This window comes from Bartonella sp. AC62GZZY (genome assembly GCF_042196525.1).
Lineage (GTDB): Bacteria > Pseudomonadota > Alphaproteobacteria > Rhizobiales > Rhizobiaceae > Bartonella.
This window is the reverse complement of the sequence record NZ_JBHIQN010000014.1, coordinates 1-23,294: the sequence shown is the minus strand read 5'-3', so window position 1 is coordinate 23,294 and position 23,294 is coordinate 1. Positions and strand designations below refer to the sequence as shown.

Below are 23,294 nucleotides of genomic sequence, written 5' to 3'. Positions count from 1 at the left end.
AAAAATACTTTATTGATACAAATAAAAAGGTTACTAAGAATATCACAATCCGTTTTTGACGCGAGATCTTTGAAAAAAGATTAAAACCATTCCGCACTTTTTCTACTGTTGAAATTTTACTCGATTGGAACAAAATTATTGCGTATATCTTTGCATATTAATGAGTATACAATCGAATTTAAGGAAAATGCAAAGGTAAAAAAGCTTCCAATTTTACCATCTTCTTTTAACTCAGCTTTACAACTTTCAAAACTATCTAAAACAGTGTTTTTTTAATAATGGATATGACGTATTGCTTCACACTTTTGTTTATCATGTTTTTTGTAGAAGCCCCCCTCGCCAAGAACAAAATGTCATTGTGTTGTACATTCATCACGTGCTTTTTTAAGAAATATTTCTCAATACTCCTAAGCCTATTTTTCACAACAATTCTTGTGAATGATTTTGATTGATTCAATATACATAGATTTAAAATGAGAAAATCCTACGAATATTTGGAGCTCTTACTCAAGATATAAAAAATAAATTATCATTATAAATCAATGTATTGAGTAAATAGCATCATAATAAATCAGACATTAATATACCTCTTTAAATTTATGCGATATTCCTTTTTATAAAATAGGATAGAGATGTTTCTTTAAAAAGAATCTGTAAGAGCCACACAATGACTGCTCTTCTTCGTAAAAATATACTACAAAGCAAAGTGTAAAATGCTGCATAATCTTTCTTATTTTGAAAGGTAACTCCCGAAACTCTTGAAAAACATAAAATCAAATGAAACAGTGATGATAAAGATAAAAACTGTTTTTATCTTTACTGATTTTGTATAAGCCCCCATTACGCTATATCTGGATTTCAGCAAGACATCGGACAGATACTCGTGATACTTATACACCAATCCAACATAAAAATGTAAAAAACACCAATGAGAAAAGATTTTGCTTTTTAAATTTTTTCAAGAAAATCTTTTAGTGCTGCAAATGCCTCACCAGCCTTGTTACCCTCAGGACCACCAGCCTGCGCCATATCAGGACGACCACCACCACCTCGACCACCAAGCACAACTGAAAGAATACGAACGAGATCAACAGCATTCAACTTATCCGTTAAATCATCCGTAACGCCAACAACAGCACTGCCTTTTCCATCCTCCGAAACACTAATAAAAGCAACGACTCCAGACTCAATTTGTTTTTTTCCAGAATCGACGAATGCCTTAAGATCCCGTGGTAAAATATTTTTGACAATGCGTCCGAGAAAAGAAAGCCCATTAATGATGGTAATATCATCTTGACTACTTTCTGTTATACCACCACTCAACACCATTTTTTTGCGTACATCATTCAACTCTTTTTCAAGTTTACGACGATCATCAAGCAAAATTCGCACCCGTTCTTCTAAACCAGAAGAAGACGTTTTTAAAAGATCAGCGATCTCATGAATACGCTCATCTTGGCGACAAAGATAAAAACGTGCTTCTTGGCCAGTTAAGGCTTCAATACGACGTACTCCTGCTGAAACAGAACTTTCAGAAACAATATGGATCAAACCAATATCGCCTGTTCGCTCCACATGTGTGCCCCCACAAAGCTCTATTGACCAATGCTTTTTTAATCCCTCTTGGTGACACTGTTTCCCCATAGAAACAACGCGAACTTCATCACCATATTTTTCACCAAATAATGCCATGGCTCCTTTAGAAATGGCTTCATCCACGTCCATGAGATGCGTTACGACCTTACTATTTTGCAAAACAATCTCATTGGCTAAATCTTCTATTTTTTTCAATTCTTCCAAAGAAACAGACTTTGGATGAGAAAAATCAAAACGTAACCGATCTGGCGATACAAGAGAGCCCTTTTGAGTAACATGGTCCCCCAATATTTGCCGTAAAGCCTCGTGTAATAAATGGGTAGCAGAATGATTTGCACGAATTTTTTTACGACGAATACCATCAACGGTTAATTCTACACAATCAGACCTCGATGCCTGACCAGATTTTACTTCTCCAATATGGATAAAAACACCATCACCCTTTTTCTGAGTATCATGCACCTCAAAAACAAAATCTTCACCAGAAATGATACCGCTATCACCAATTTGACCGCCAGATTCACCATAAAAAGGAGTCTGATTTACCACAAGAATGGCTTTTTGCCCCGAAGAAATATGATCAACAATTTTACCATCACACACAAGAGCTGTAAGAATGCCTTCAGCTTTTTCTGTTTCATAACCTAAAAATTCTGTAGCCCCTACCTTATCACGAACAGAAAACCAAATTGTCTCCGTTATAGCTTCACCAGAACCAGACCAATGAGCACGCGCTTCCTCTTTTTGGTGTTCCATCGCTTTATCAAAAGCATCAACATCAACAGATATTCCGCGACGCCGAAGCATATCTTGCGTCAAATCAAGCGGAAAACCATAGGTATCATAAAGCTTGAAAGCAACTTCACCATTTAAATGATCTCCCTCTTTAAGAAGACTACTCGCTTCATTTAACAAACCAAGTCCTCGCTCAAGTGTTTTACGAAAGCGTATTTCTTCTAACTTCAAAATTTCTGAAATCAAAGACTCAGCACGCACTAATTCAGGATAGGCTTGTCCCATTTCGCGAATTAAAGCAGGCAAAAGCCGCCACATTAAAGGCTCTTTAGCACCAAGAAGATGGGCATGACGCATAGCACGACGCATAATACGACGTAAAACATATCCTCTTCCTTCGTTGGAAGGAAGAACACCATCAGCAATCAAAAATGCGCACGAGCGAAGATGATCAGCAATAACACGATGGCTGGCAATAAAATCACCCTTTGCCTCAATCCCTGTAATTTCTTCTGAAGCAGCAATTAATGCACGAAAAAGATCAATGTCATAATTATCATGAACACCCTGTAAAACAGCAGCAATACGCTCTAACCCCATGCCTGTATCAATAGAAGGATGAGGTAAATCAACACGTTCTTCCTTGGAAATCTGCTCATACTGCATAAAAACAAGATTCCAAATCTCAATAAAGCGATCCCCATCTTCATGAGCACTTCCAGGAGGCCCCCCCCAGATTTCATCACCATGATCATAAAAAATCTCTGAACAAGGACCGCAGGGTCCTGTATCTCCCATCGCCCAAAAATTATCAGCCGTCGCAATACGGACAATTTTTTCATCTGGAAGACCTGAAATTTTACGCCACAGTTCAGCAGCAACATCATCACTCTGATAAACTGTCACCAACAGTTTATCTTTTGGCAGGCAAAATTCTTTTGTTAAAAGGTTCCATGACAAAAAAATGGCTTCTTCTTTGAAATAATGACCGAAAGAAAAATTACCCAGCATTTCAAAAAATGTATGATGGCGTGCCGTATAACCAACATTATCAAGATCATTATGCTTTCCACCCGCACGAACACATTTTTGTGCCGTTGTTGCCTGCTTATAAGGGGGCTTTTCAAGTCCAGTAAAAACATTTTTAAACTGCACCATTCCTGCATTTGTAAACATAAGTGTAGGATCATTACGTGGAACAAGTGAGCTAGAAGAAAGAACTTTATGCCCATTACGATGAAAATAATCCAAAAATGTTGACCGAATGTTATTAACACTATTCATATCGACACCTGCTCAATACAGTACAAAACCATAAAAGAAAAATCCCCCTCATTAAATATCCTCTTTGCCACGCATGGAGTCAATTTAATCAAAGAATGGAATATTTGTTCAAAAAAATTGAGAAAAAATGACTGTATATTTAAAAACTCAAACAAATAAAAACAGAAAAAATCTTAAATGAAAAAAATTATAGATGAAAAAACGCTCCATCAAATGGCTTCATCGCTCTCTGTATTTTCTGAACCTGCATTTTCTAACAATTCAATGGCAATCAAACCAGCATTTTGGCGCAAAGCTGCTTCAATTTCTGTAGCAACTTCCGCATGTTCACGTAAAAACTGCTTTGCATTTTCACGCCCCTGTCCTAAACGCTGAGAATTATAAGAAAACCATGCACCAGATTTTTCCACAATACCAACCTTAACACCCAAATCAATCAATTCACCTACTTTAGAAATGCCTTCACCATAAATAATATCAAACTCAACCTGTTTGAACGGAGGTGCCAATTTATTTTTCACCACTTTAACACGCGTCTGATTACCAACGATTGCATCCCTATCTTTAATAGACCCAATGCGACGAATATCCAAACGAACAGAAGCATAAAACTTTAAAGCGTTTCCCCCTGTTGTTGTTTCAGGCGAACCAAACATCACCCCAATTTTCATGCGAATTTGATTAATAAAAACAACCATACAATTAGAGCGAAAAATCGCTGCTGTTAATTTTCGCAATGCTTTACTCATCAATCGCGCTTGCAATCCAGGCAAAGCATCCCCCATTTCACCATCGATTTCCGCACGCGGTGTTAAAGCTGCAACAGAATCCACAACAAGCACATCAACTGCACCAGAACGAACCAACGTCTCTGTAATTTCCAATGCCTGTTCACCAGTATCTGGTTGAGAAATGAACAAATTTTCTAAATCAACACCAAGCTTACGCGCATAAATAGGATCAAGTGCATGCTCTGCATCAATAAAAGCACAAATCCCACCACTTTTCTGTGCCTCAGCAATAGCATGGAGAGCCAATGTTGTTTTCCCAGAACTTTCTGGTCCATAAATCTCAACAATGCGCCCCTTGGGTAATCCACCAATCCCTAAAGCAATATCCAAGGATAATGACCCTGTTGGAACTGTTTCAATTTCAACAACCTGCTCTTTTTGCCCAAGACGCATAATCGAGCCTTTACCAAAAGAACGTTCAATTTGTGAGAGAGCAGCATCGAGAGCTTTTGTTTTATCCACGATTATATCCTTGACCGAATTCATAAATAATCTAACACTTAAATTTTACACTGTACTTTTAATTTAACTAAAGTCTTGAGTTTAGATTTTCACAGACTATTTGCATTCCTATCTCCACATTATGTCCATAACATATCATGACTATCACAATAAAGAATTGGCATTGCTTATCTTATGACACAAAAAATAAATTCTAATAAAACAATACTTCCTAAGAGAGCAAGTTAACACATTTATATCTCTCTAGAAAAGGAACAATTTAAATTTCAACACAATGTTCTATAGCCCTTCTGCTTATCCCTTTGATTAAATACTTGAGAGACTAAGAATTCTCCCGCTATTGATCACATAAAAACGCATCATCAATTAAAATCACACCATATTGCATCGAAGAACAAAACGCCATTGTGTTGCATATTCATACACTTAATTTAAGAAACACCTCTCAAAACTTCCAAGCTCACTTCGTGACAACACCTATGAATGTGGTATACTGTAAGACTTTTTGACGCCACCATCTTTACACTATAGAAGGAGAAAGCTGGCACCATCACACTATTTATCATCCCCTAAGGTTGCCACAGCTCTCGGCATTTGAGACGATTCATAAGAGGAATTTTTAGTCCTTTCTTGTACGGTTTTTATCACACGCTAATCCTGCTTGTAACATGCAACCGAATAACCTGATTGCTTCAACAAATAACGGACTTGGGATGAGAGAAATTTACGGTATTTGAAACTTTCATTCAACTTACGAAACAGTCAATTATCATTATAAGTTAATATATTATTTAATAAAAACCAAAAAAAATAAAGCAGCTTAAAAGTTGAATGACATATTTAAATTTGAAAAAATATGCAATTATGAAGATATCAAAAAAAATCTCTACAAGCAATGCAATAAATGTTTAAAATATAAACTAAATTTCTCATATAATAACATAAGAGATAAAAAATAAATCTGAGATTAATAAAAAACATATTTCAACTCAAATTTTATTTTGATCTTTACGTTTTTTGCGCAACTGTTGCCACCACTCAAGACGTTTCACAATTTCACGCTCAAAACCACGCTCAACTGGTTTATAATAACTCTGACGCCCAAGTTTTTCGGGAAAATATTCTTGTCCTGAAAAAGCGTCTGGTTCATCATGGTCATAACAATAACCACTTCCATACCCTTCTTCTTTCATAAATTTCGTAGGAGCATTAAGAATATGCTTAGGGGGTGGTAAAGAGCCATTTTTGCGCGCACAACGCAGTGCTGCTTTATACGCAAGATATGCTGCATTTGACTTTGGCGCAGTTGCAACATAAAGACATGCTTGCGCCAAAGCCAATTCTCCTTCTGGTGATCCTAAATAATCATAGGCATCTTTTGCTGCATTACAAATGATAAGAGCTTGAGGATCCGCCAAACCAACATCTTCAACAGCCATACGAACCAACCTTCGCCCAATATAGAGAGGATCTTCACCAGCATCCAACATACGTGCCAAATAATAAAGCGCAGCATCAGGATCAGATCCACGAACGGATTTATGCAACGCTGAAATAAGATTATAATGCCCATCTCGTCCTTTATCATAAATGGGCGCACGACGCTGAATAACTTTTTGCAAAGCAACAACATCAAGAACCTCTCCCAATGGTGCAATAGACCAAACTTCCTCTGCCAATGTTAACGCAACCCGCGCATCACCATCAGACATCTCTATCAAAGCGTCTCTGGCATCATTATCCAAGGGTAGACATGTTCCCTCAACTTCTTCAGCACGCCTCAAAAGCAGGTTCAAACTTTCATGATCATGAGAAAGAAATGTTAAAACACGTGCACGCGAAAGAAGGGCAGCATTCAGTTCAAAAGAAGGATTTTCGGTTGTTGCGCCTATAAGTACCACAGTACCCTCTTCCATCACAGAAAGAAAACTATCCTGCTGAGCACGATTAAACCGATGAATTTCATCAACAAAAAGAAGTGTTTTATCCCCAGATATAAAACGCCTCTGCGCAACTTCAAAAATCTTTTTAAGTTCAGAAACTCCGGTAAAAATAGCAGAAACCTGCTCAAACGCGAAATTTGTTTCAAGGGCTAACAAACGTGCAACAGTCGTTTTTCCCGTCCCTGGAGGTCCCCAAAAAATCATCGATCCAATTGAGCCAGTTGCCGCCATACGTGAAAGCAAACCATCCTCTCCAATCAAATGCTTTTGTCCCACAACATCATTGAGAGAACAAGGGCGCATTCTTTCTGCAAGTGGCTGATTTTTATTAACTTGAAAATCAAACGACGAAGTAAAAAAATCTTTCTTCAAAAAAAACCTCAACGAATAAATTGGCGAATATACATACCATCACGTTCATATTCCAATTGCCACATATTTGAGCGACCTTGCATAAGAACCTTTTTCAATTGATGAACTGTTTGAATTTTATGGCCATTTACAACACGTAGAATATCTCCTGACTGAAAAATTCCAGCTGCATTGCTCATTTCCTCAAGATTGGTAATCACAACCCCTTTTGCAGATATAGGAAGATGAAAACGTCGACTATTTTGAGGTGTTAAATCTAACACCTCAGCACCAGCAAGAGGACTGTCACCCGTAATTTTTTCAGATTTTAAAAATGCAGTTTCTGATATCGATGAAACTGTTATTTGTGTTTTTAAAATTTTTCCACTTCGTAAATATTCCAAGGCAAGACTATGCTCAACGTCAGCTGTCATCAAACGATACCCAAGACTATCTGGACTATCAACGCGTACCCCCTGCACACTCAAAATAACATCACCTACTTTCAATCCAGCTTTTTCAGCAGGACTATCTTTGATAACTTCAATAATCAGAGCACCATAGGGACGTTCTAAACCTAAACCACCAGCAATATCAGGTGTAACATTTTGAAAAGAAGCACCAATATAAGGCGGCACAAAATATTTTCCACCGCGTTTAACAGTATCAAGCATCACTTTTACAAGATTAACTGGAATAGCAAAACCAATCCCTACAGAACCACCCGAACGCGAATAAATAGCCGTATTAATTCCGATTAACTGACCTTTCATATCAATTAAAGCGCCACCAGAATTCCCTGGATTAATGGCTGCGTCTGTTTGAATAAAAAAGTCAAAATCAGAAATCCCAACACGTGTACGCGCTTGCGCTGAAACAATACCACTTGTAACTGTTTGACCAACACCAAAAGGATTACCAATAGCAAGAACAAGATCACCAACTTCAACAGCATCAGAATTTCCCAAAGAAAGAACTGGAAATTGAGCATCTTTTTCCTTAACTTCAAGAATTGCAATATCAGTCGCTTCATCTTTGAGCACGACCTTACTCTCAAACTCCCGCCCATCAGAAAAAGCCACTTTAATTTCGCTTGCATCTTTAATAACGTGGTAATTTGTAACGATCAAACCACGTGCATCAACAATCACCCCTGATCCTAATGACGATTGCTTACGAACAGGAAATTTATTTTGAAAACGACCAAAAAATTGCTCAAAAAATGGATCGCCTTCAAAAGGTGATCGTGCTCTAATTTGTCGAGCTGCATAAATATTTACAACAGATGGAACTGTCTTTTTAACTAACGGAGCAAATGAAAGGGTGATTTCTGTTTGTGTTTGAGGGATATGAGCATATACATGATCAAATGATATCTGCATCATAATTGCAAAAAAAATCCGCACCCAAAAAGAATACCTCATAATCCACTCCTTTAAAACCAGCACATTCTGTTGAAGATTAATAGAATAAAAAAACGCATCCCCGCAAATTAAGGACCTCTATTAATATTTCATAATAGAGAATAAAAACAACCTATTTGAACAATAAATATTATAAAAATAAAATAATTCAATATTCTATAATTTTCTCTCTGCACCTATTTCTCAACTAAAACAAATTTAAAAATGCTCACAAAAAAACCGCCCAAGACAAGGCGGCCTTTAAAAATCCAACAGAATAAAAAACTCTACGAAGAAGTTTCCTTTTCATTCTCAGAAGCCTCCATGCGAGCACGATCCTCAGCACCCTTCGCTTCAACATCACGATCAACAAATTCTATAACAGCCATGGGTGCATTATCACCGGTACGAAACCCCGCTTTCATAATCCGCAAATACCCACCGTTGCGTGATGCATAACGTGGCGCAAGCGTATCAAATAATTTTGCAACTTTTCCTGCATCACGAAGTGCTGCAATTGCTTGCCGACGCGCATGCAAACCACCACGCTTACCAAGAGTAACGAGTTTTTCAACAATAGGACGAATTTCTTTAGCCTTTGGAAGCGTTGTCACAATCTGCTCATGCTCGATCAACGAAGTTGCCATATTTGCAAACATCGCTTTACGGTGACTGGCAGTACGGTTCAACTTGCGTCCTGACTTACTATGGCGCATAAGCCCTCTCCTTAAATTCTAATTCTAATATTGATCTTCATAACGTTTTGCAAGATCATCAATGTTTTCAGGCGGCCACGCAGGAATTTCCATCCCAAGATGTAAACCCATACACGCCAAAACTTCTTTAATCTCATTCAACGATTTGCGACCAAAGTTCGGTGTCCGAAGCATTTCAGATTCTGTTTTTTGAATCAGATCACCAATATAGACAATATTATCATTCTTAAGACAATTTGCCGAACGAACTGAAAGTTCTAATTCATCCACTTTTTTGAGAAGTGCAGGATTAAAAGAAAGCTCAGAATCAACCTCTTCAACAGGCTCCTTCTGTGGTTCTTCAAAGTTAATAAATAACGATAATTGATCCTGAAGAATGCGTGCTGCAAAAGCAACAGCATCCTCACCATTAACAGCACCGTTTGTTTCAATCGTGAGCGTTAATTTATCATAATCGAGAACTTGACCTTCACGTGTATTTTCTACTTTATAAGATACCCTACGGATCGGTGAATAAAGACTATCAATTGGAATAAGCCCTATACGCGCATCATCAGCACAATTACGATCAGATGGAACATACCCCTTTCCTGTGTTGACAACAAATTCCATGCGAATTTCAGCATCTTCATCAAGAGTACAAATAACATGATCTGGATTTAGAATTTCCATATCCCCAACTGTACTGATATCTCCCGCTTTCACGACACCAGGCCCCTCTTTATAAACAACGACACGTTTAGGCCCTTCTTCTTCCATACGAAGCGCAATTTCTTTTATATTCAGAATAATATCCGTAACATCCTCACGCACACCTGGAATCGATGAAAATTCATGCAAGACACCGTCAATCTGCACAGCAGTAATAGCAGCACCACGAAGCGAAGATAACAACACGCGACGAAGCGCATTTCCTAACGTTAAACCAAAACCACGCTCAAGAGGTTCAGCAATCACACTTATAACATTTGGATTATCATGTGCACATGACTCAACCTTATTGGGTTTAATAAGTTCCTGCCAGTTTTTCTGGATCATATTTTTATTCCCGTTCTTTAGTTCCGTTACCATTCAATCGTAACGACCAATGTGAACATCAGAGAAATCTCCGACAACAAAAAACAACACCCAATTAAACACGCCGCCTTTTCCGCGGACGACATCCATTATGAGGAATTGGTGTTACATCGCGAATAGAAGTAATGACAAAACCAACAGATTGCAATGCACGTAGAGCAGATTCACGCCCTGATCCAGGTCCACAAACTTCAACTTCCAAAGAACGCATACCATGCTCTTGCGCTTTTCTTGCACAATCCTCCGCAGCAACTTGAGCAGCAAAAGGTGTCGATTTACGCGCACCTTTAAACCCCTGAGCTCCCGCAGATGACCAAGCAATTGCATTACCCTGAGCATCAGTAATAGTAATCATTGTATTATTAAATGTTGAATTAATATGCACAACACCCGATGAAATATTTTTACGTTCGCGACGACGAACACGTGTGGCTTCCTTGGCCATAATTTCCCTTTCAACGATCTCATCACTGCCGTAACATCAGCAGCTCCACCTTTTTTCCTTGCCAAACAAATCAAACAAGAAAAAGAATATATAAAAACCTTCCACAAAGGCCCTTATTTCTTCTTACCGGCAATTGCCTTAGCAGGCCCCTTACGCGTACGAGCATTCGTATGCGTACGCTGTCCTCGGACAGGCAAAGATCGACGATGCCGCAATCCACGATAACAACCAAGGTCCATCAAACGCTTAACATTCATAGCCACTTCACGACGAAGATCACCTTCAACTTGATAGCCCTGATCTATCGCCTCACGAATCTGCAGCACCTCAGCATCTGAAAGCTCATGCACACGACGCCCCAAAGGAATGCCAACTCTTTCAATAATTTCTTGAGCAAATTTTGGTCCAATCCCGTGGATATATTGAAGCGCAATAATTACACGCTTATTTGTCGGGATATTGACGCCAGCGATACGAGCCACGCCTACTCTCCTTAGTTATGTTGACAAATTGTTATAAAATACCTGATATACCTTACAGAAAAAAATAGACTCAGAAAAAAATTCTTCCGAATCCTATTATTTCACTAAAATAAATTAAATTCACTTTTGATAGATTTCATCTCAAAAGTCAACTCTTTTCATTTATTTCTAAAAAAAATCTCATGAAAGAAACCCTCTAATCATACGTGTCACTTCAGCAACACCAATCATTCCATCAATAACCTTCAACATTCCCCTCTCTGAATAAAATTTTGATAAGGGAGCCGTTTTTTCACGATATTCTACTAATCTTTTTGCAAAAGCAACAGGATTGTCATCTAAACGAACCTGTCCACCAACCGCTATTGTTTCCTCAACGCGCTTCTTCATACGTTCAATCAACACGTCTTCATCAACACACAACTCAACAACAGCATTAAGCTGCATATTTTTTGAATCGAGTATCTGTTGCAACGCTTCTGCTTGCCCCACAGTTCGCGGATATCCATCCAAAACAAAACCGTTTACACAATCAGCTCCATCAATCCGATCTGATACGATTTGATTAACAATACTATCAGGAACCAAAGCACCAGAACTTATAATAGCTTTAGCTTTTTTACCAGTATCCGTTTCTTTGGCAATCACCTCACGCAACATATCCCCTGTTGATAAATGAGGAATGTTGTATTCCTCAGTCAACATTTTTGCTTGTGTTCCTTTCCCCGCTCCAGGAGGACCTAAAAGAATAACCCTCATCGATTCCTTCTACCTCCACGAAGTTTTGATTTTTTTATCAACCCTTCATATTGGTGAGCAACAAGGTATCCCTGAATTTGAGCAACTGTATCAAGTGTGACAGTAACAACAATCAACAAGGACGTCCCCCCAAGATAAAAAGGTACCTGTAATGCAGATATCATAAATTCAGGCAACAAACAAACCAAGATGATATAAAGTGCCCCCACAACAGTAATACGTGTCAAAACGTAATCAATATATTGGGCTGTGCGTTCACCTGGACGAATCCCTGGAATAAAACCAGAATGTTTTTTCAACTGATCTGCAGTATCACTTGGATTAAACACTATCGCCGTATAAAAAAAGCAGAAAAACGCCATTAAAAATGCATAAACGATCATATAAAGTGGCTGTCCATGACCAAGAGAATAAGAAATAGCCTGAACCCATTGTGGCATTTTATCAGAAAAGTTATTAATAGTAGCTGGTAATAACAATAAAGATGAAGCAAAAATAGGTGGAATAACACCAGCAGTATTCAACTTTAAAGGAAGATGCGACATATCGCCTTGAAACATTTGATTACCAACCTGACGCTTCGGGTACTGAATAAGAATTCGCCGTTGCGCACGCTCTATAAAAACAATAAGTCCGATAACCAAAATAGCAATAAGGACGATCCCTATTAAAAGAAAAGTTGATAAATCAGCTTGGCTATGAGCTGTTAAAAGCTGAGCAAAAGTAGAAGGAAAGTTAGCTACAATTCCTGTAAAAATGATGAGAGAAACCCCATTACCAACACCGCGTGACGTAATTTGCTCGCCAAGCCACATGAGAAACATTGTCCCACCAACAAGTGTAATAACAGAAGAGATACGAAACATCAGACCTGGTTCTAAAACAATTTGAAGCCCTGTCCCTATACCGCTTTCAAGCGCAACCGCGATACCGAAAGCTTGTAGAATTGCCAATACAACTGTTACATAACGCGTATACTGATTAATAACCTTACGACCTAATTCCCCTTCTTTTTTAAGAGTCTCCAAAGAAGGAATAATAGATGTTAACAACTGTACAATAATAGATGCTGAGATATAAGGCATGATACCCAGCGCAAAAATCGCCATACGCCCAACAGCACCTCCTGCAAACATATTAAAGAGTCCTAATACACCTGATGCATGATGTTCAAAGGTTTGCCGTAAAGCATCAATATTAATACCTGGAAGAGAGATATAAGTGCCAAAACGATAGACAAGAAGTGCCGCCAGAGTAAACCAGATGCGTTTCTTTAATTCAGTTGCACGCGAAAAGGTACCGAAGTTTATATTGGAAGCAAATTGCTCTGCTGCTGATGCCATAAAACGTCTCCACTTCACACTCCAGTTCTTTAAATCACAGAAGTATAACCCTAAAACTCATATCTTTATACAAGAATAAATGCGGAACTTAAAAAATTCCACACAAAACATTTTGCAGAATATATATAACCCTTCTTCAGATCTCTACTCATATCAAAAAAATTATTGAACAACATCAGGAAAAATAATCTGACCACCCACTTTTTCAACTTTAACACGAGTAGCTTCTGAAGCTCCAGAAACATGAAAGATAATCTTAGCTTTCAAATCACCATCAGAAAGAAGACGAACCCCGTCCTTTTTACGACGAATAATACCAGCCTCTTTCAAAGCAATCATATCAACAGGCTTTTCAATATCCAACTTTCCTGCATCAACGGCTGACTGAATACGTCCCAAAGAAACTTCATTATAGGTTTTGGCGAAGAAATTCTTAAATCCACGTTTCGGTAAACGACGATAGATAGGCATTTGCCCACCTTCAAAACCATTAAGGGAAACACCAGAACGTGACCTTTGTCCTTTGACACCGCGACCACCAGTCTTACCAATACCCGAGCCAATACCTCGTCCAACACGCTTACGATTTTTTGTTGCGCCTTCGCAATCACGCAGTTCATTGAGTTTCATATCTAAATACTCCTGCAACCCTTAATCTTCATCTATAACGCGAACAAGATGCCGAACCTGAGCAATCATACCCCGTACACAAAGTGTATCTTCTAAAACACGCCGCCGACGCATCTTATTTAATCCAAGCCCTTTTAAGGTTGCACGCTGAATCTGTGATTTTCGAATAGGGCTTCCAATTTGCTCTACCATCACAGTTTTACCACTCTGAGATTTTTTTTGAACCATTTCCTAATTCCTTTTCTGATAATCTCAGAAACTACCCTTCTACATCAACTAAATGGCGACGACGCGCCTGCAAAGTTGAGTATTTTATACCGCGCTGAGCAGCAATATCTCGAGGATGCATTTGATGTTTCAATGCATCAAATGTTGCACGAACCATGTTATAAGGGTTCGAAGATCCTAATGATTTTGCAACAACATCCTGCATACCAAGAGCTTCAAAAATAGCCCGCATCGGCCCCCCAGCAATAATCCCAGTACCCGCAGAAGCTGAACGCAATAAAACACGCCCTGCTCCGTGACGACCTTCAAGATCATGATGCAATGTGCGTCCAGACCGAAGCGGAACATAAATCATCCCACGCTTTGCAGATTCCGTTGCTTTACGAACAGCTTCCGGAACTTCACGAGCTTTACCATGACCAAAACCCACACGCCCTTTTTGATCCCCAACAACAACAAGAGCGGCAAAACCAAAACGCCGACCACCCTTTACAACTTTAGCAACACGATTTATATGAACAAGCCTATCGACAAATTCATTATCGCGTTCTTCTCTCTCACCACGTTCTTTTTGTGCCATTCCTCATTCCTTTTTCTTTTCCGGAAGCACGATAATAAAGCTCCTCATCAAACCAGAAGAACCTAAACGAAACACTCTAAACTCTCCTTACACATTCATAAAGAGGAAAATTTAGAAATTCAAACCACCTTCACGAGCAGCTTCAGCCAAAGCCTTGACACGACCATGGTACACATAGGCTCCACGATCAAAAACCACGTCACTTACACCAACTTGCTTCGCACGTTCAGCAATTAACTTACCAATAGCGAAAGCGGCTTCTTTATTAGCACCACTCTTTAACGATTTTTTCAAATCACTTTCAAGAGTAGAGGCTGAAACAAGTGTACATCCCCGCAAGTCATCGATAACTTGAGCATAAATGTTCTGATTTGAACGATAAACACTAAGCCGAGGACGATCATGAGAAACCATTTTAATTCTACGACGAACACGCCTCGCACGACGTTGGATAATGTCCTTAGATGAAACCATAATACAAAATCCTTATTTCTTTTTACCTTCTTTACGGAAGATACGTTCATCTGCATGCTTAACACCTTTACCTTTATAAGGCTCAGGCCTACGATACTCACGAATCTCCGCTGCAACTTGTCCAACTTGCTGTTTATCAATTCCAGAAACAACAATTTCCGTTGGCTTAGGAACAGTCACAGTCACACCCGACGGAACTTTATAAACCACATCATGTGAGAAGCCCAGAGATAGTTGGACATCCTTACCCTGCAAAGCAGCACGATAACCAACCCCATTAATCTCCAATCTCTTTTCAAAACCATCTTTCACACCACAAAAAATGTTCTCAATCATTGAGCGCGACATACCCCATTTAGAACGCGCGTCTTTTGACTGATCCCGCGGCATAACTGATATGATATTTTCCTCAAGTTTGACCAAGACTTCATCATTGACGACGTAACTCAGCTCACCTTTTGGACCTTTTGCCTTAACCAGCTGACCTTCAACAGTAGCAGTAACTCCAGAAGGAATTGAAATGGGTTTCTTTCCAATACGAGACATTGTTCTAACCTACTTTTTCTTCCGTTTTCTTGACATAACTTAGAAAACACGACAAAGGAGTTCTCCACCAACATTCTGTTCACGCGCTTCATGATCCGCCATAACGCCTTTAGGAGTCGATAAAATCGAAATACCTAAACCATTTGCCACCTGCGGAAGCGACTTAGCGGAAACATACACACGACGACCTGGCTTTGACACACGTGAAATCTCACGAATAGCAGCCAACCCTTCAAAATACTTCAACTCGATTTCAATTTCAGCTTTTCCATCACCTAAATCAACGCGATTATATCCCCGAATATAACCTTCTGACTGCAAAACATCAAGAACGTGTGCACGAAGCTTCGAAGCCGGAGTAACCACTTTGCCTTTTTTACGACCAAGTGCATTACGAATACGTGTTAACATATCACCAAGAGGATCTGACATAGACATTGAATAATCTCCTCTTACCAACTAGACTTTACAATACCAGGGATATGGCCTACAGAGCCAAGTTCACGCAATGCAATTCGCGACATTTTTAACTTACGGTAATAAGCCCGTGGACGACCTGAAACCTCACAGCGATTACGAACACGAACTTTTGCAGAATTACGTGGCAATTCTGCTAATTGAACGGAAGCTTTAAAGCGTTCTTCAAGAGAAACCTTCTGATCCATCACTATTGCTTTCAAACGTGCACGACGTGCAGCATAACGCTTCACCATCACCTCACGACGTTTATTTTTTTCAACGGCACTTACTTTGGCCATAATTTCACCTCGCTACGTTTGCCGTTACGAACGAAAAGGAAAATTAAAAGCACGCAATAGTTCACGAGCTTCATCATCCGTTTTTGCTGTCGTACAAACGATAATATCCATGCCCCAAATTTGATCAACTTTATCATAGTTAATTTCTGGAAACACAATGTGTTCTTTAATACCCATAGCAAAATTGCCACGACCATCAAAGCTTTTTGGATTTAAACCACGAAAGTCACGAACCCGCGGAAGAGCAATCGTAACAAGACGATCTAAAAACTCAAACATACGATCTTTACGCAATGTAACTTTAGCCCCAAGAGGCATTCCTTCACGAACCTTAAAGGTTGCAATAGAATTACGTGCACGCGTAATAACGGCCTTCTGTCCTGTTATAAGTCCTAAATCCTCAGCAGCAAGGGAAGGCTTTTTCGAATCAGCAGTCGCTTCACCTATCCCCATATTTATCACAATTTTATCAATCCGCGGAATTTGCATCGCATTTTTGTAATTAAACTTTTCTTGAAGTGTTTTACGGATCACTTCAAAATAATGCGCTTTCATACGCGGTATTTGTCTTTCCTCAGCCATTAATCAACTCTCCCGAACGCTTGGCAAAACGCACTTTATTACCATCTGCATTCATACGAAAACCCACACGTGTAGGCTTACCATCTTTAGGATCAGCAATCGCCAAATTAGACAGATGAATTGGAGCTTCCTTAGAAATAATTCCAGCCTCTTGCTTCTGCGTTTGACGTTGATGACGTTTAATCATATTAACCCCACGAACAAAAGCCTTATTATCTTTCGGATTAACCTTAATTACTTCACCACTACATCCTTTATCCTTACCGGATAAAACAACAACTTTATCACCTTTTCGAATCTTCTGCATAACATCTACTCCTTACAGCACTTCAGGAGCGAGAGAGATGATCTTCATATGATTCCTACCACGCAATTCACGAGGAACAGGTCCAAAAATACGCGTACCGATCGGCTCTTTTTTATTATCCACTAAAACCGCAGCATTACTATCAAAACGAATGACACTACCATCTGCGCGACGAATATCCTTAGCAGTACGAACCACAACAGCTTTCATAACATCACCTTTTTTAACACGGCCACGAGGAATTGCATCCTTAACCGAAACAACAATAATGTCACCGACCGAAGCATATTTCCGCTTTGAACCGCCTAACACTTTGATGCACATGACACGACGCGCTCCAGAATTATCAGCAACGTCGAGGTTTGTTTGCATCTGAATCATGACTGGCCACCTTCTCTTAACACATATATCCGATTGTATCTTTTACACACTCGGATTTGCCTGCCAAATAACGATAAAGTTATCGCCTTCAAATTTATCAATGATAACCACACTGTTAAATTCTAAAACAATAAGCTTAACTCATTACGCTACATTGTCTTTTACAACAATCCAACATTTATCTTTCGAAATTGGTCTAGATTCTTGAATAGAAACTTGATCCCCAATCTTGAATTGGTTGTTTTCGTCATGCGCTTTATAATTTTTAGACTGCCGAACAGTCTTCTTAAGAAGCGGATGAGAGTAACGGCGTTCAACTTTGACAACAACAGTCTTATCACTTTTGTCGCTAATAACAACACCCTGCAAAACGCGTTTAGGCATCTCTTATTTCCTTAAACCTTACTTTCACTTATCTTTTGACGAAGAAAAGTTTTAATACGCGCAATATCACGACGAACTTGTCTAACGCGCGCAGTCTTTTCTAATTGACCTGTTGCTTTTTGAAAACGCAAATTAAATTGCTCTTTCTTTAACTTAGCCAATTCATCTTTCATTTGGTCGAGCGTTTGCGCCCGTAATTCTGTGGCTCTCATCGCTTAACCTCATTATTCAGCAATACGCTGGATGAAACGCGTTTTTATAGGCAACTTTGCAGCACCCAATCTTAGTGCTTCACGTGCAACATCCTCCGGAACGCCATCAAGCTCAAACATGACGCGCCCAGGAGCAACACGTGCAGCCCAATAATCAACACTTCCCTTACCTTTACCCATACGAACTTCAGTCGGTTTAGATGTAACCGGAAGATCTGGAAAAATGCGAATCCACACACGACCAGAACGCTTCATATAACGTGTAATCGCACGACGCGCCGCTTCAATTTGACGAGCAGTAACCCGCTCCGGCTCAACAGCCTTCAAACCGTAGGCACCGAAATTCAAATCCGTACCACCCTTCGAAAAACCGTGAATACGGCCTTTGAACTGTTTACGGAACTTTGTGCGCTTTGGCTGCAACATTGTTCTCTACTCCAAAATTTAGTTCAATCTCAAAAACTAAGCATTTTCGCGGCGACGATTCGATGAAGAACCAGATTGATCAACTTCCGTAGCACGACGTTCTGAAGCCATCGGATCATGCTCAAGAATCTCACCCTTAAAGACCCAAACTTTAATACCACAAATACCATAAGCGGTCTTAGCTTCTGCTGTACCGTAATCAACATCAGAACGCAAGGTATGAAGTGGAACACGACCTTCACGATACCATTCCATACGAGCAATTTCAGCACCACCAAGACGGCCAGAACAATTGATACGAATACCTTCCGCACCAAGACGCATAGCAGACTGAACAGCACGCTTCATTGCACGACGAAAAGCAACACGACGCTCTAACTGTTGAGCAATTGATTGCGCAATAATTGTCGCATCAATCTCCGGTTTACGAATCTCCACAATATTCAATGAAGTTTCAGCATCCGTCATTTCTGAGAGTTTATGACGAAGCTTTTCGATATCAGCACCTTTTTTACCAATAATCAAACCAGGACGTGCAGAATGAATCGTAATACGACACTTTTTATGGGGACGCTCAATAACGACCTTAGAAATAGCCGCCTGTTTAAGCTCCTCAAGCACATACGAACGAATTTTCAAATCTTCATGAAGAAGACGTCCATATTCACCACTATCAGCATACCAACGAGAGTCCCAAGTCCGATTAACACCAAGACGAAGTCCTATTGGATTGATCTTCTGACCCATTACGCGGCCTCCACTTTTTCGGTAACTTCACGAACAATAACAGTAAGATGCGAAAATGGACGTTCAATTCTACTCGCACGCCCTCGACCACGAACATGAAAGCGCTTCATCACTATCGACTTACCAACATAAGCTTCCGCCACAACAAGCGAATCAATATCAAGATCGTGGTTATTCTCTGCATTTGCAATTGCTGATTCAAGCGTTTTTTTCACAGTAGCAGCAATACGCTTGCGTGAAAACATCAAATCAGCGAGTGCGACATTAACTCTTTTACCACGAATCATTGCAGCAACTAAATTAAGTTTCTGCGGACTAACACGAATTGTCCGTGTGACAGCTCTTGCTTCATTATCTTTAAGTTGGCGCGAAACTTTAGCTTTTCCCATTCCTACTTCCTCTTTGCTTTTTTATCGGCACCATGACCATAATAAGTCCGGGTAGGAGCGAACTCACCAAACTTATGCCCAACCATCTCTTCAGAAACAGAAACAGGAATGTGCTTATTACCGTTGTAAACACCAAAAGTTAAACCAACAAATTGCGGCAAAATAGTAGAGCGACGACTCCATATTTTTATAACTTCATTGCGCCCACTTGCACGTACCTTCTCTGCTTTACCAAGAAGATAGCCGTCAACAAACGGACCTTTCCAAACTGAACGAACCACTTCAGACTACCTTTCTCATTTCTTGCGTTGATGACGCGTACGCATAATAAACTTATCAGTGGCTTTATTAGAGCGCGTACGCTTACCTTTCGTAGGTTTACCCCAAGGAGATACTGGATGGCGCCCCCCTGATGTACGACCTTCACCGCCACCGTGTGGATGATCAACGGGGTTCATAGCAACACCGCGAACATGTGGACGCTTACCACGCCAACGTGACCGACCTGCTTTACCATCATTAATATTCCCATGATCAGGATTTGAAACAGCGCCAACAGTTGCAAAACAGCTACTGGGAACCAAACGCTGTTCACCAGAATTTAAACGAAGAATAGCCATACCATGATCTCGTCCAACCAACTGCGCATAAGCACCTGCTGAACGTGCAATCTGTCCGCCTTTTCCTGGCTTCATCTCAACATTATGAATAATTGTACCTACAGGCATACTAGCAAGAGGCATAGCATTACCCGGCTTAACATCTACATTTAAACCAGCCATAACAGAATCACCAACACCAAGACGCTGTGGTGCAAGAATATAACTCAATTGCCCATCCTCATAACGGATTAAAGCAATAAAAGCGGTACGATTAGGATCATACTCTAAACGCTCAACCTTTGCTGAAACATCACGTTTAAGACGCTTAAAGTCGACAAACCGATAACTACGTTTATGTCCACCACCCTGAAAACGAGCAGTAACACGACCGCGATTATTACGCCCACCCTTTGAAGACAAACCTTCAGTTAACATCTTTACAGGTTTTCCCTTATAAAGGCAAGAACGTTCCACAATAACAAGCTGACGCTGCCCAGGTGTCGTTGGATTAAACTGCTTAAGTGCCATTATTCCTATCTCCGAGCCTCTTAAAGACCTGTCGAAACGTCGATAGTCTGACCACTGGCCAGAGTTACGATCGCTTTTTTGACATCACTCTGCCGACCAACTATACCTTTGAAACGCTTCACTTTACCCTTACGGACTATCGTGTTAACTGCTTTAACTTTTACGCTAAAAAGCGCTTCAACAGCAGCCTTAATCTCAGGCTTCGTCGCTTTCGGCGCGACATTAAAAGCAACTTGATTGTATTCAGAAATCATAGTCGCCTTTTCAGTAATAACTGGACTAATAATTATATCATAATGGCGAAGATCTGTCATTTAAAACGCTCCTCAAGAGCCTCAACAGCTGCTTTTGATAAAACAAGTTTGCTGCGACGCAAAATATCATAAACATTAATTCCCTGAATAGGCAAAATGTCAACATTAGGGATATTAGAGGCTGCACGAAAAAAGTTAATATCAATCTCCTTACCACCAATCAAGAGAGCGTTATTAAATCCAAGCTTAGAAAAATGAGAAACAAGCATTTTCGTTTTAGCATCCTTAACAGTCAACTCATCCACAATAATTAAATCTTTTGCTTTTAATTTCGCAGATAACGCAAAACGCAATCCAAGAGCACGAATTTTTTTAGGAAGATCATGCGCATGGCTACGAACCACTGGTCCATGTGCCTTACCCCCACCTCTAAACTGCGGTGCACGTGCAGATGAATGTCGAGCACGCCCAGTTCCTTTCTGTTTAAACATTTTTGCCCCTGTTCGCGACACATCAGAACGACCTTGGGATTGATGACTTCCCTGCTGACGACGTGCAAGCTGCCAACGAACAACACGTTGCAAAATATCCTCACGCGGAACAAGATCAAAAATAGCTTCAGAAACCTTTAATTTGCCAGCTTCATTACCATCAAGAGTTTTAATTACAAGATCCATTATTAGGCTCCCTCAACTTCAGAGGTTTCCGTCACCGGAGTAACCATTTCCGCTTTCTCCTTCACAAGACGGCGAATACCAGCAGGCTTTGGAACATTATCAGGAAGACGCTTCTTCACAGCATCCCGTATCAAAATCCAAGAACCTTTAGAACCAGAAACAGCACCACGCACTAAAATTAAACCACGCTCACTATCAGTGGAAACAACTTCAATATTCTGTGTTGTTACACGCACTTGCCCCATATGGCCAGCCATTTTTTTGCCTTTAAAAACTTTACCAGGATCTTGGCACTGCCCTGTAGAACCATGAGCACGATGTGTGATAGAATTACCATGAGAAGCACGATGTCCACCAAAGTTATGTCGCTTCATAACACCAGCAAACCCCTTACCAATACTGGTACCAGTCACATCAACTCTTTGTCCTGGAACAAAATGTTCCACTGTAATCTCAGTACCAACATCAAGAAGATTGTCGGGACTCACACGAAACTCTGCTATTTTGGCTTTAGGCTCAACAGAAGCCTTAGCAAAATGTCCACGAAGAGCTTGTGAAGTATTCTTAACCTTAGCAAAGCCTACACCTAATTGAACAGCAGTATAACCATTCTTTTCAACTGTACGCTGAGCAACGACTTGACAATTCTCCAAACGAAGTACCGTCACCGGCACATGCTCACCAGCATCATTATAAATACGGGTCATGCCCAGCTTCTGTGCTATTACACCTGAACGCATCGGGTCTGTTCCTTCTGTCCTCAAACCTCAGAGCTTAATTTCTACATCCACACCAGCAGAAAGATCGAGCTTCATAAGCGCATCCACTGTTTGCGGCGTTGGATCAACAATATCAAGAAGACGCTTATGTGTTCGCATCTCAAACTGCTCACGACTTTTCTTATCGATATGCGGTCCACGATTGACCGTAAACTTCTCAATCCGCGTAGGAAGCGGAATGGGACCACGGACATTTGCACCGGTACGTTTAGCAGTCGATACGATCTCACGCGTCGACGTATCAAGAATTCTATGATCAAACGCTTTCAAGCGAATGCGAATATTCTGACTGTTCATGCTCTTTATTTCCCTGTTATACAAAGTGCCTTCAATAATCAAAGCACTCAACAAGCATTATTTATTCAATGATCTTAGAGACGATACCGGCACCAACAGTACGACCACCTTCACGAATAGCAAAAC

31 protein-coding genes and 1 pseudogene are annotated in these 23,294 nt (G+C 40.0%); all 32 read right to left on the bottom strand.

What is annotated here, in order from left to right:
- Positions 1 to 948: 948 nt before the first annotated feature.
- Positions 949 to 3,615: an alanine--tRNA ligase gene (gene alaS, locus ACFIML_RS07700; protein ID WP_375687797.1), complete on the bottom strand. Its 2,667-nt coding sequence runs from the start codon at positions 3,613 to 3,615 to the stop codon at positions 949 to 951.
- A gap of 209 nt (positions 3,616 to 3,824) precedes the next feature.
- A complete protein-coding gene (recA, locus tag ACFIML_RS07695; protein ID WP_375606702.1) occupies positions 3,825 to 4,868 on the bottom strand; it encodes a recombinase RecA in 1,044 nt (347 codons plus the stop codon).
- Positions 4,869 to 5,857: 989 nt separating this feature from the next.
- The gene (locus tag ACFIML_RS07690) at positions 5,858 to 7,183 is read right to left on the bottom strand and encodes a replication-associated recombination protein A (RefSeq protein WP_375687795.1); all 1,326 of its coding nucleotides are present in this window, start codon (positions 7,181 to 7,183) and stop codon (positions 5,858 to 5,860) included.
- Positions 7,184 to 7,191: 8 nt separating this feature from the next.
- Positions 7,192 to 8,586, bottom strand: a complete 1,395-nt coding sequence (locus ACFIML_RS07685; protein WP_375606704.1) for a DegQ family serine endoprotease — start codon at positions 8,584 to 8,586, stop codon at positions 7,192 to 7,194.
- 266 nt (positions 8,587 to 8,852) lie between these two features.
- The gene (rplQ, locus tag ACFIML_RS07680; protein WP_375687793.1) at positions 8,853 to 9,281 is read right to left on the bottom strand and encodes a 50S ribosomal protein L17; all 429 of its coding nucleotides are present in this window, start codon (positions 9,279 to 9,281) and stop codon (positions 8,853 to 8,855) included.
- 24 nt (positions 9,282 to 9,305) lie between these two features.
- On the bottom strand, positions 9,306 to 10,319 hold the full coding sequence (locus ACFIML_RS07675; protein ID WP_375687791.1) for a DNA-directed RNA polymerase subunit alpha: 1,014 nt from the start codon (positions 10,317 to 10,319) through the stop codon (positions 9,306 to 9,308).
- 94 nt (positions 10,320 to 10,413) lie between these two features.
- Positions 10,414 to 10,803, bottom strand: coding sequence for a 30S ribosomal protein S11 (rpsK, locus tag ACFIML_RS07670; protein ID WP_007347762.1), 390 nt, complete (start codon positions 10,801 to 10,803; stop codon positions 10,414 to 10,416).
- A 113-nt stretch (positions 10,804 to 10,916) separates the two neighbouring features.
- Positions 10,917 to 11,285 carry a 30S ribosomal protein S13 gene (rpsM, locus tag ACFIML_RS07665; protein ID WP_026500557.1) on the bottom strand — a complete coding sequence of 123 codons (369 nt, stop codon included), beginning with the start codon at positions 11,283 to 11,285 and terminating at the stop codon, positions 10,917 to 10,919.
- 180 nt (positions 11,286 to 11,465) lie between these two features.
- The gene (locus tag ACFIML_RS07660) at positions 11,466 to 12,044 is read right to left on the bottom strand and encodes an adenylate kinase (RefSeq protein ID WP_375606707.1); all 579 of its coding nucleotides are present in this window, start codon (positions 12,042 to 12,044) and stop codon (positions 11,466 to 11,468) included.
- Entirely contained in the window at positions 12,041 to 13,387 is a 1,347-nt protein-coding gene (secY, locus tag ACFIML_RS07655) for a preprotein translocase subunit SecY (RefSeq protein ID WP_375606731.1), read from the bottom strand. The genes ACFIML_RS07660 and secY overlap by 4 nt, the downstream gene beginning before the upstream one ends.
- Before the next feature lie 162 nt (positions 13,388 to 13,549).
- Positions 13,550 to 14,017: a 50S ribosomal protein L15 gene (gene rplO / locus ACFIML_RS07650; protein WP_375606708.1), complete on the bottom strand. Its 468-nt coding sequence runs from the start codon at positions 14,015 to 14,017 to the stop codon at positions 13,550 to 13,552.
- Positions 14,018 to 14,038: 21 nt separating this feature from the next.
- Positions 14,039 to 14,245 (bottom strand): 50S ribosomal protein L30, encoded by a 207-nt coding sequence (rpmD, locus tag ACFIML_RS07645; protein ID WP_375606709.1) that lies wholly within the window; start codon positions 14,243 to 14,245, stop codon positions 14,039 to 14,041.
- 31 nt (positions 14,246 to 14,276) lie between these two features.
- Complete coding sequence (rpsE, locus tag ACFIML_RS07640; protein ID WP_005773287.1) at positions 14,277 to 14,825, bottom strand: 30S ribosomal protein S5; 549 nt, start codon at positions 14,823 to 14,825, stop codon at positions 14,277 to 14,279.
- Between the two features lie 111 nt (positions 14,826 to 14,936).
- Positions 14,937 to 15,299 (bottom strand): 50S ribosomal protein L18, encoded by a 363-nt coding sequence (gene rplR / locus ACFIML_RS07635; protein ID WP_375606710.1) that lies wholly within the window; start codon positions 15,297 to 15,299, stop codon positions 14,937 to 14,939.
- A gap of 12 nt (positions 15,300 to 15,311) precedes the next feature.
- Positions 15,312 to 15,845, bottom strand: a complete 534-nt coding sequence (gene rplF / locus ACFIML_RS07630) for a 50S ribosomal protein L6 (RefSeq protein ID WP_273791413.1) — start codon at positions 15,843 to 15,845, stop codon at positions 15,312 to 15,314.
- 39 nt (positions 15,846 to 15,884) lie between these two features.
- A complete protein-coding gene (gene rpsH / locus ACFIML_RS07625) occupies positions 15,885 to 16,283 on the bottom strand; it encodes a 30S ribosomal protein S8 (RefSeq protein ID WP_375606711.1) in 399 nt (132 codons plus the stop codon).
- 14 nt (positions 16,284 to 16,297) lie between these two features.
- Complete coding sequence (gene rpsN / locus ACFIML_RS07620) at positions 16,298 to 16,603, bottom strand: 30S ribosomal protein S14 (protein WP_375606712.1); 306 nt, start codon at positions 16,601 to 16,603, stop codon at positions 16,298 to 16,300.
- Positions 16,604 to 16,627: 24 nt separating this feature from the next.
- Complete coding sequence (rplE, locus tag ACFIML_RS07615) at positions 16,628 to 17,185, bottom strand: 50S ribosomal protein L5 (protein ID WP_375606713.1); 558 nt, start codon at positions 17,183 to 17,185, stop codon at positions 16,628 to 16,630.
- Positions 17,178 to 17,492 (bottom strand): 50S ribosomal protein L24, encoded by a 315-nt coding sequence (gene rplX / locus ACFIML_RS07610; RefSeq protein ID WP_273760562.1) that lies wholly within the window; start codon positions 17,490 to 17,492, stop codon positions 17,178 to 17,180. The genes rplE and rplX overlap by 8 nt, the downstream gene beginning before the upstream one ends.
- A 12-nt stretch (positions 17,493 to 17,504) precedes the next feature.
- Positions 17,505 to 17,873, bottom strand: coding sequence for a 50S ribosomal protein L14 (rplN, locus tag ACFIML_RS07605; RefSeq protein ID WP_004855715.1), 369 nt, complete (start codon positions 17,871 to 17,873; stop codon positions 17,505 to 17,507).
- A 144-nt stretch (positions 17,874 to 18,017) separates the two neighbouring features.
- Positions 18,018 to 18,257 (bottom strand): 30S ribosomal protein S17, encoded by a 240-nt coding sequence (gene rpsQ, locus ACFIML_RS07600; RefSeq protein ID WP_012231991.1) that lies wholly within the window; start codon positions 18,255 to 18,257, stop codon positions 18,018 to 18,020.
- A gap of 11 nt (positions 18,258 to 18,268) precedes the next feature.
- Positions 18,269 to 18,469, bottom strand: a complete 201-nt coding sequence (gene rpmC, locus ACFIML_RS07595; RefSeq protein ID WP_375606714.1) for a 50S ribosomal protein L29 — start codon at positions 18,467 to 18,469, stop codon at positions 18,269 to 18,271.
- A 12-nt stretch (positions 18,470 to 18,481) separates the two neighbouring features.
- A complete protein-coding gene (rplP, locus tag ACFIML_RS07590; RefSeq protein WP_375606715.1) occupies positions 18,482 to 18,895 on the bottom strand; it encodes a 50S ribosomal protein L16 in 414 nt (137 codons plus the stop codon).
- Between the two features lie 36 nt (positions 18,896 to 18,931).
- Positions 18,932 to 19,642, bottom strand: coding sequence for a 30S ribosomal protein S3 (gene rpsC, locus ACFIML_RS07585; RefSeq protein WP_375606716.1), 711 nt, complete (start codon positions 19,640 to 19,642; stop codon positions 18,932 to 18,934).
- Positions 19,642 to 20,031 carry a 50S ribosomal protein L22 gene (rplV, locus tag ACFIML_RS07580; protein WP_273791407.1) on the bottom strand — a complete coding sequence of 130 codons (390 nt, stop codon included), beginning with the start codon at positions 20,029 to 20,031 and terminating at the stop codon, positions 19,642 to 19,644. Before rplV ends, rpsC begins: the two co-directional genes overlap by 1 nt.
- A gap of 2 nt (positions 20,032 to 20,033) precedes the next feature.
- Complete coding sequence (gene rpsS / locus ACFIML_RS07575) at positions 20,034 to 20,312, bottom strand: 30S ribosomal protein S19 (RefSeq protein ID WP_004855734.1); 279 nt, start codon at positions 20,310 to 20,312, stop codon at positions 20,034 to 20,036.
- 15 nt (positions 20,313 to 20,327) lie between these two features.
- Positions 20,328 to 21,161: a 50S ribosomal protein L2 gene (gene rplB / locus ACFIML_RS07570; protein ID WP_375606717.1), complete on the bottom strand. Its 834-nt coding sequence runs from the start codon at positions 21,159 to 21,161 to the stop codon at positions 20,328 to 20,330.
- A 20-nt stretch (positions 21,162 to 21,181) separates the two neighbouring features.
- Positions 21,182 to 21,475: a 50S ribosomal protein L23 gene (locus tag ACFIML_RS07565; RefSeq protein WP_375606718.1), complete on the bottom strand. Its 294-nt coding sequence runs from the start codon at positions 21,473 to 21,475 to the stop codon at positions 21,182 to 21,184.
- Positions 21,472 to 22,092: a 50S ribosomal protein L4 gene (gene rplD / locus ACFIML_RS07560; RefSeq protein WP_375606719.1), complete on the bottom strand. Its 621-nt coding sequence runs from the start codon at positions 22,090 to 22,092 to the stop codon at positions 21,472 to 21,474. The genes ACFIML_RS07565 and rplD overlap by 4 nt, the downstream gene beginning before the upstream one ends.
- A 2-nt stretch (positions 22,093 to 22,094) precedes the next feature.
- Complete coding sequence (gene rplC, locus ACFIML_RS07555; protein ID WP_375687789.1) at positions 22,095 to 22,832, bottom strand: 50S ribosomal protein L3; 738 nt, start codon at positions 22,830 to 22,832, stop codon at positions 22,095 to 22,097.
- A gap of 27 nt (positions 22,833 to 22,859) precedes the next feature.
- A complete protein-coding gene (gene rpsJ, locus ACFIML_RS07550) occupies positions 22,860 to 23,168 on the bottom strand; it encodes a 30S ribosomal protein S10 (protein ID WP_005773267.1) in 309 nt (102 codons plus the stop codon).
- Between the two features lie 61 nt (positions 23,169 to 23,229).
- Positions 23,230 to 23,294, bottom strand: a pseudogene (locus ACFIML_RS07545) (elongation factor Tu); the annotation flags it as partial.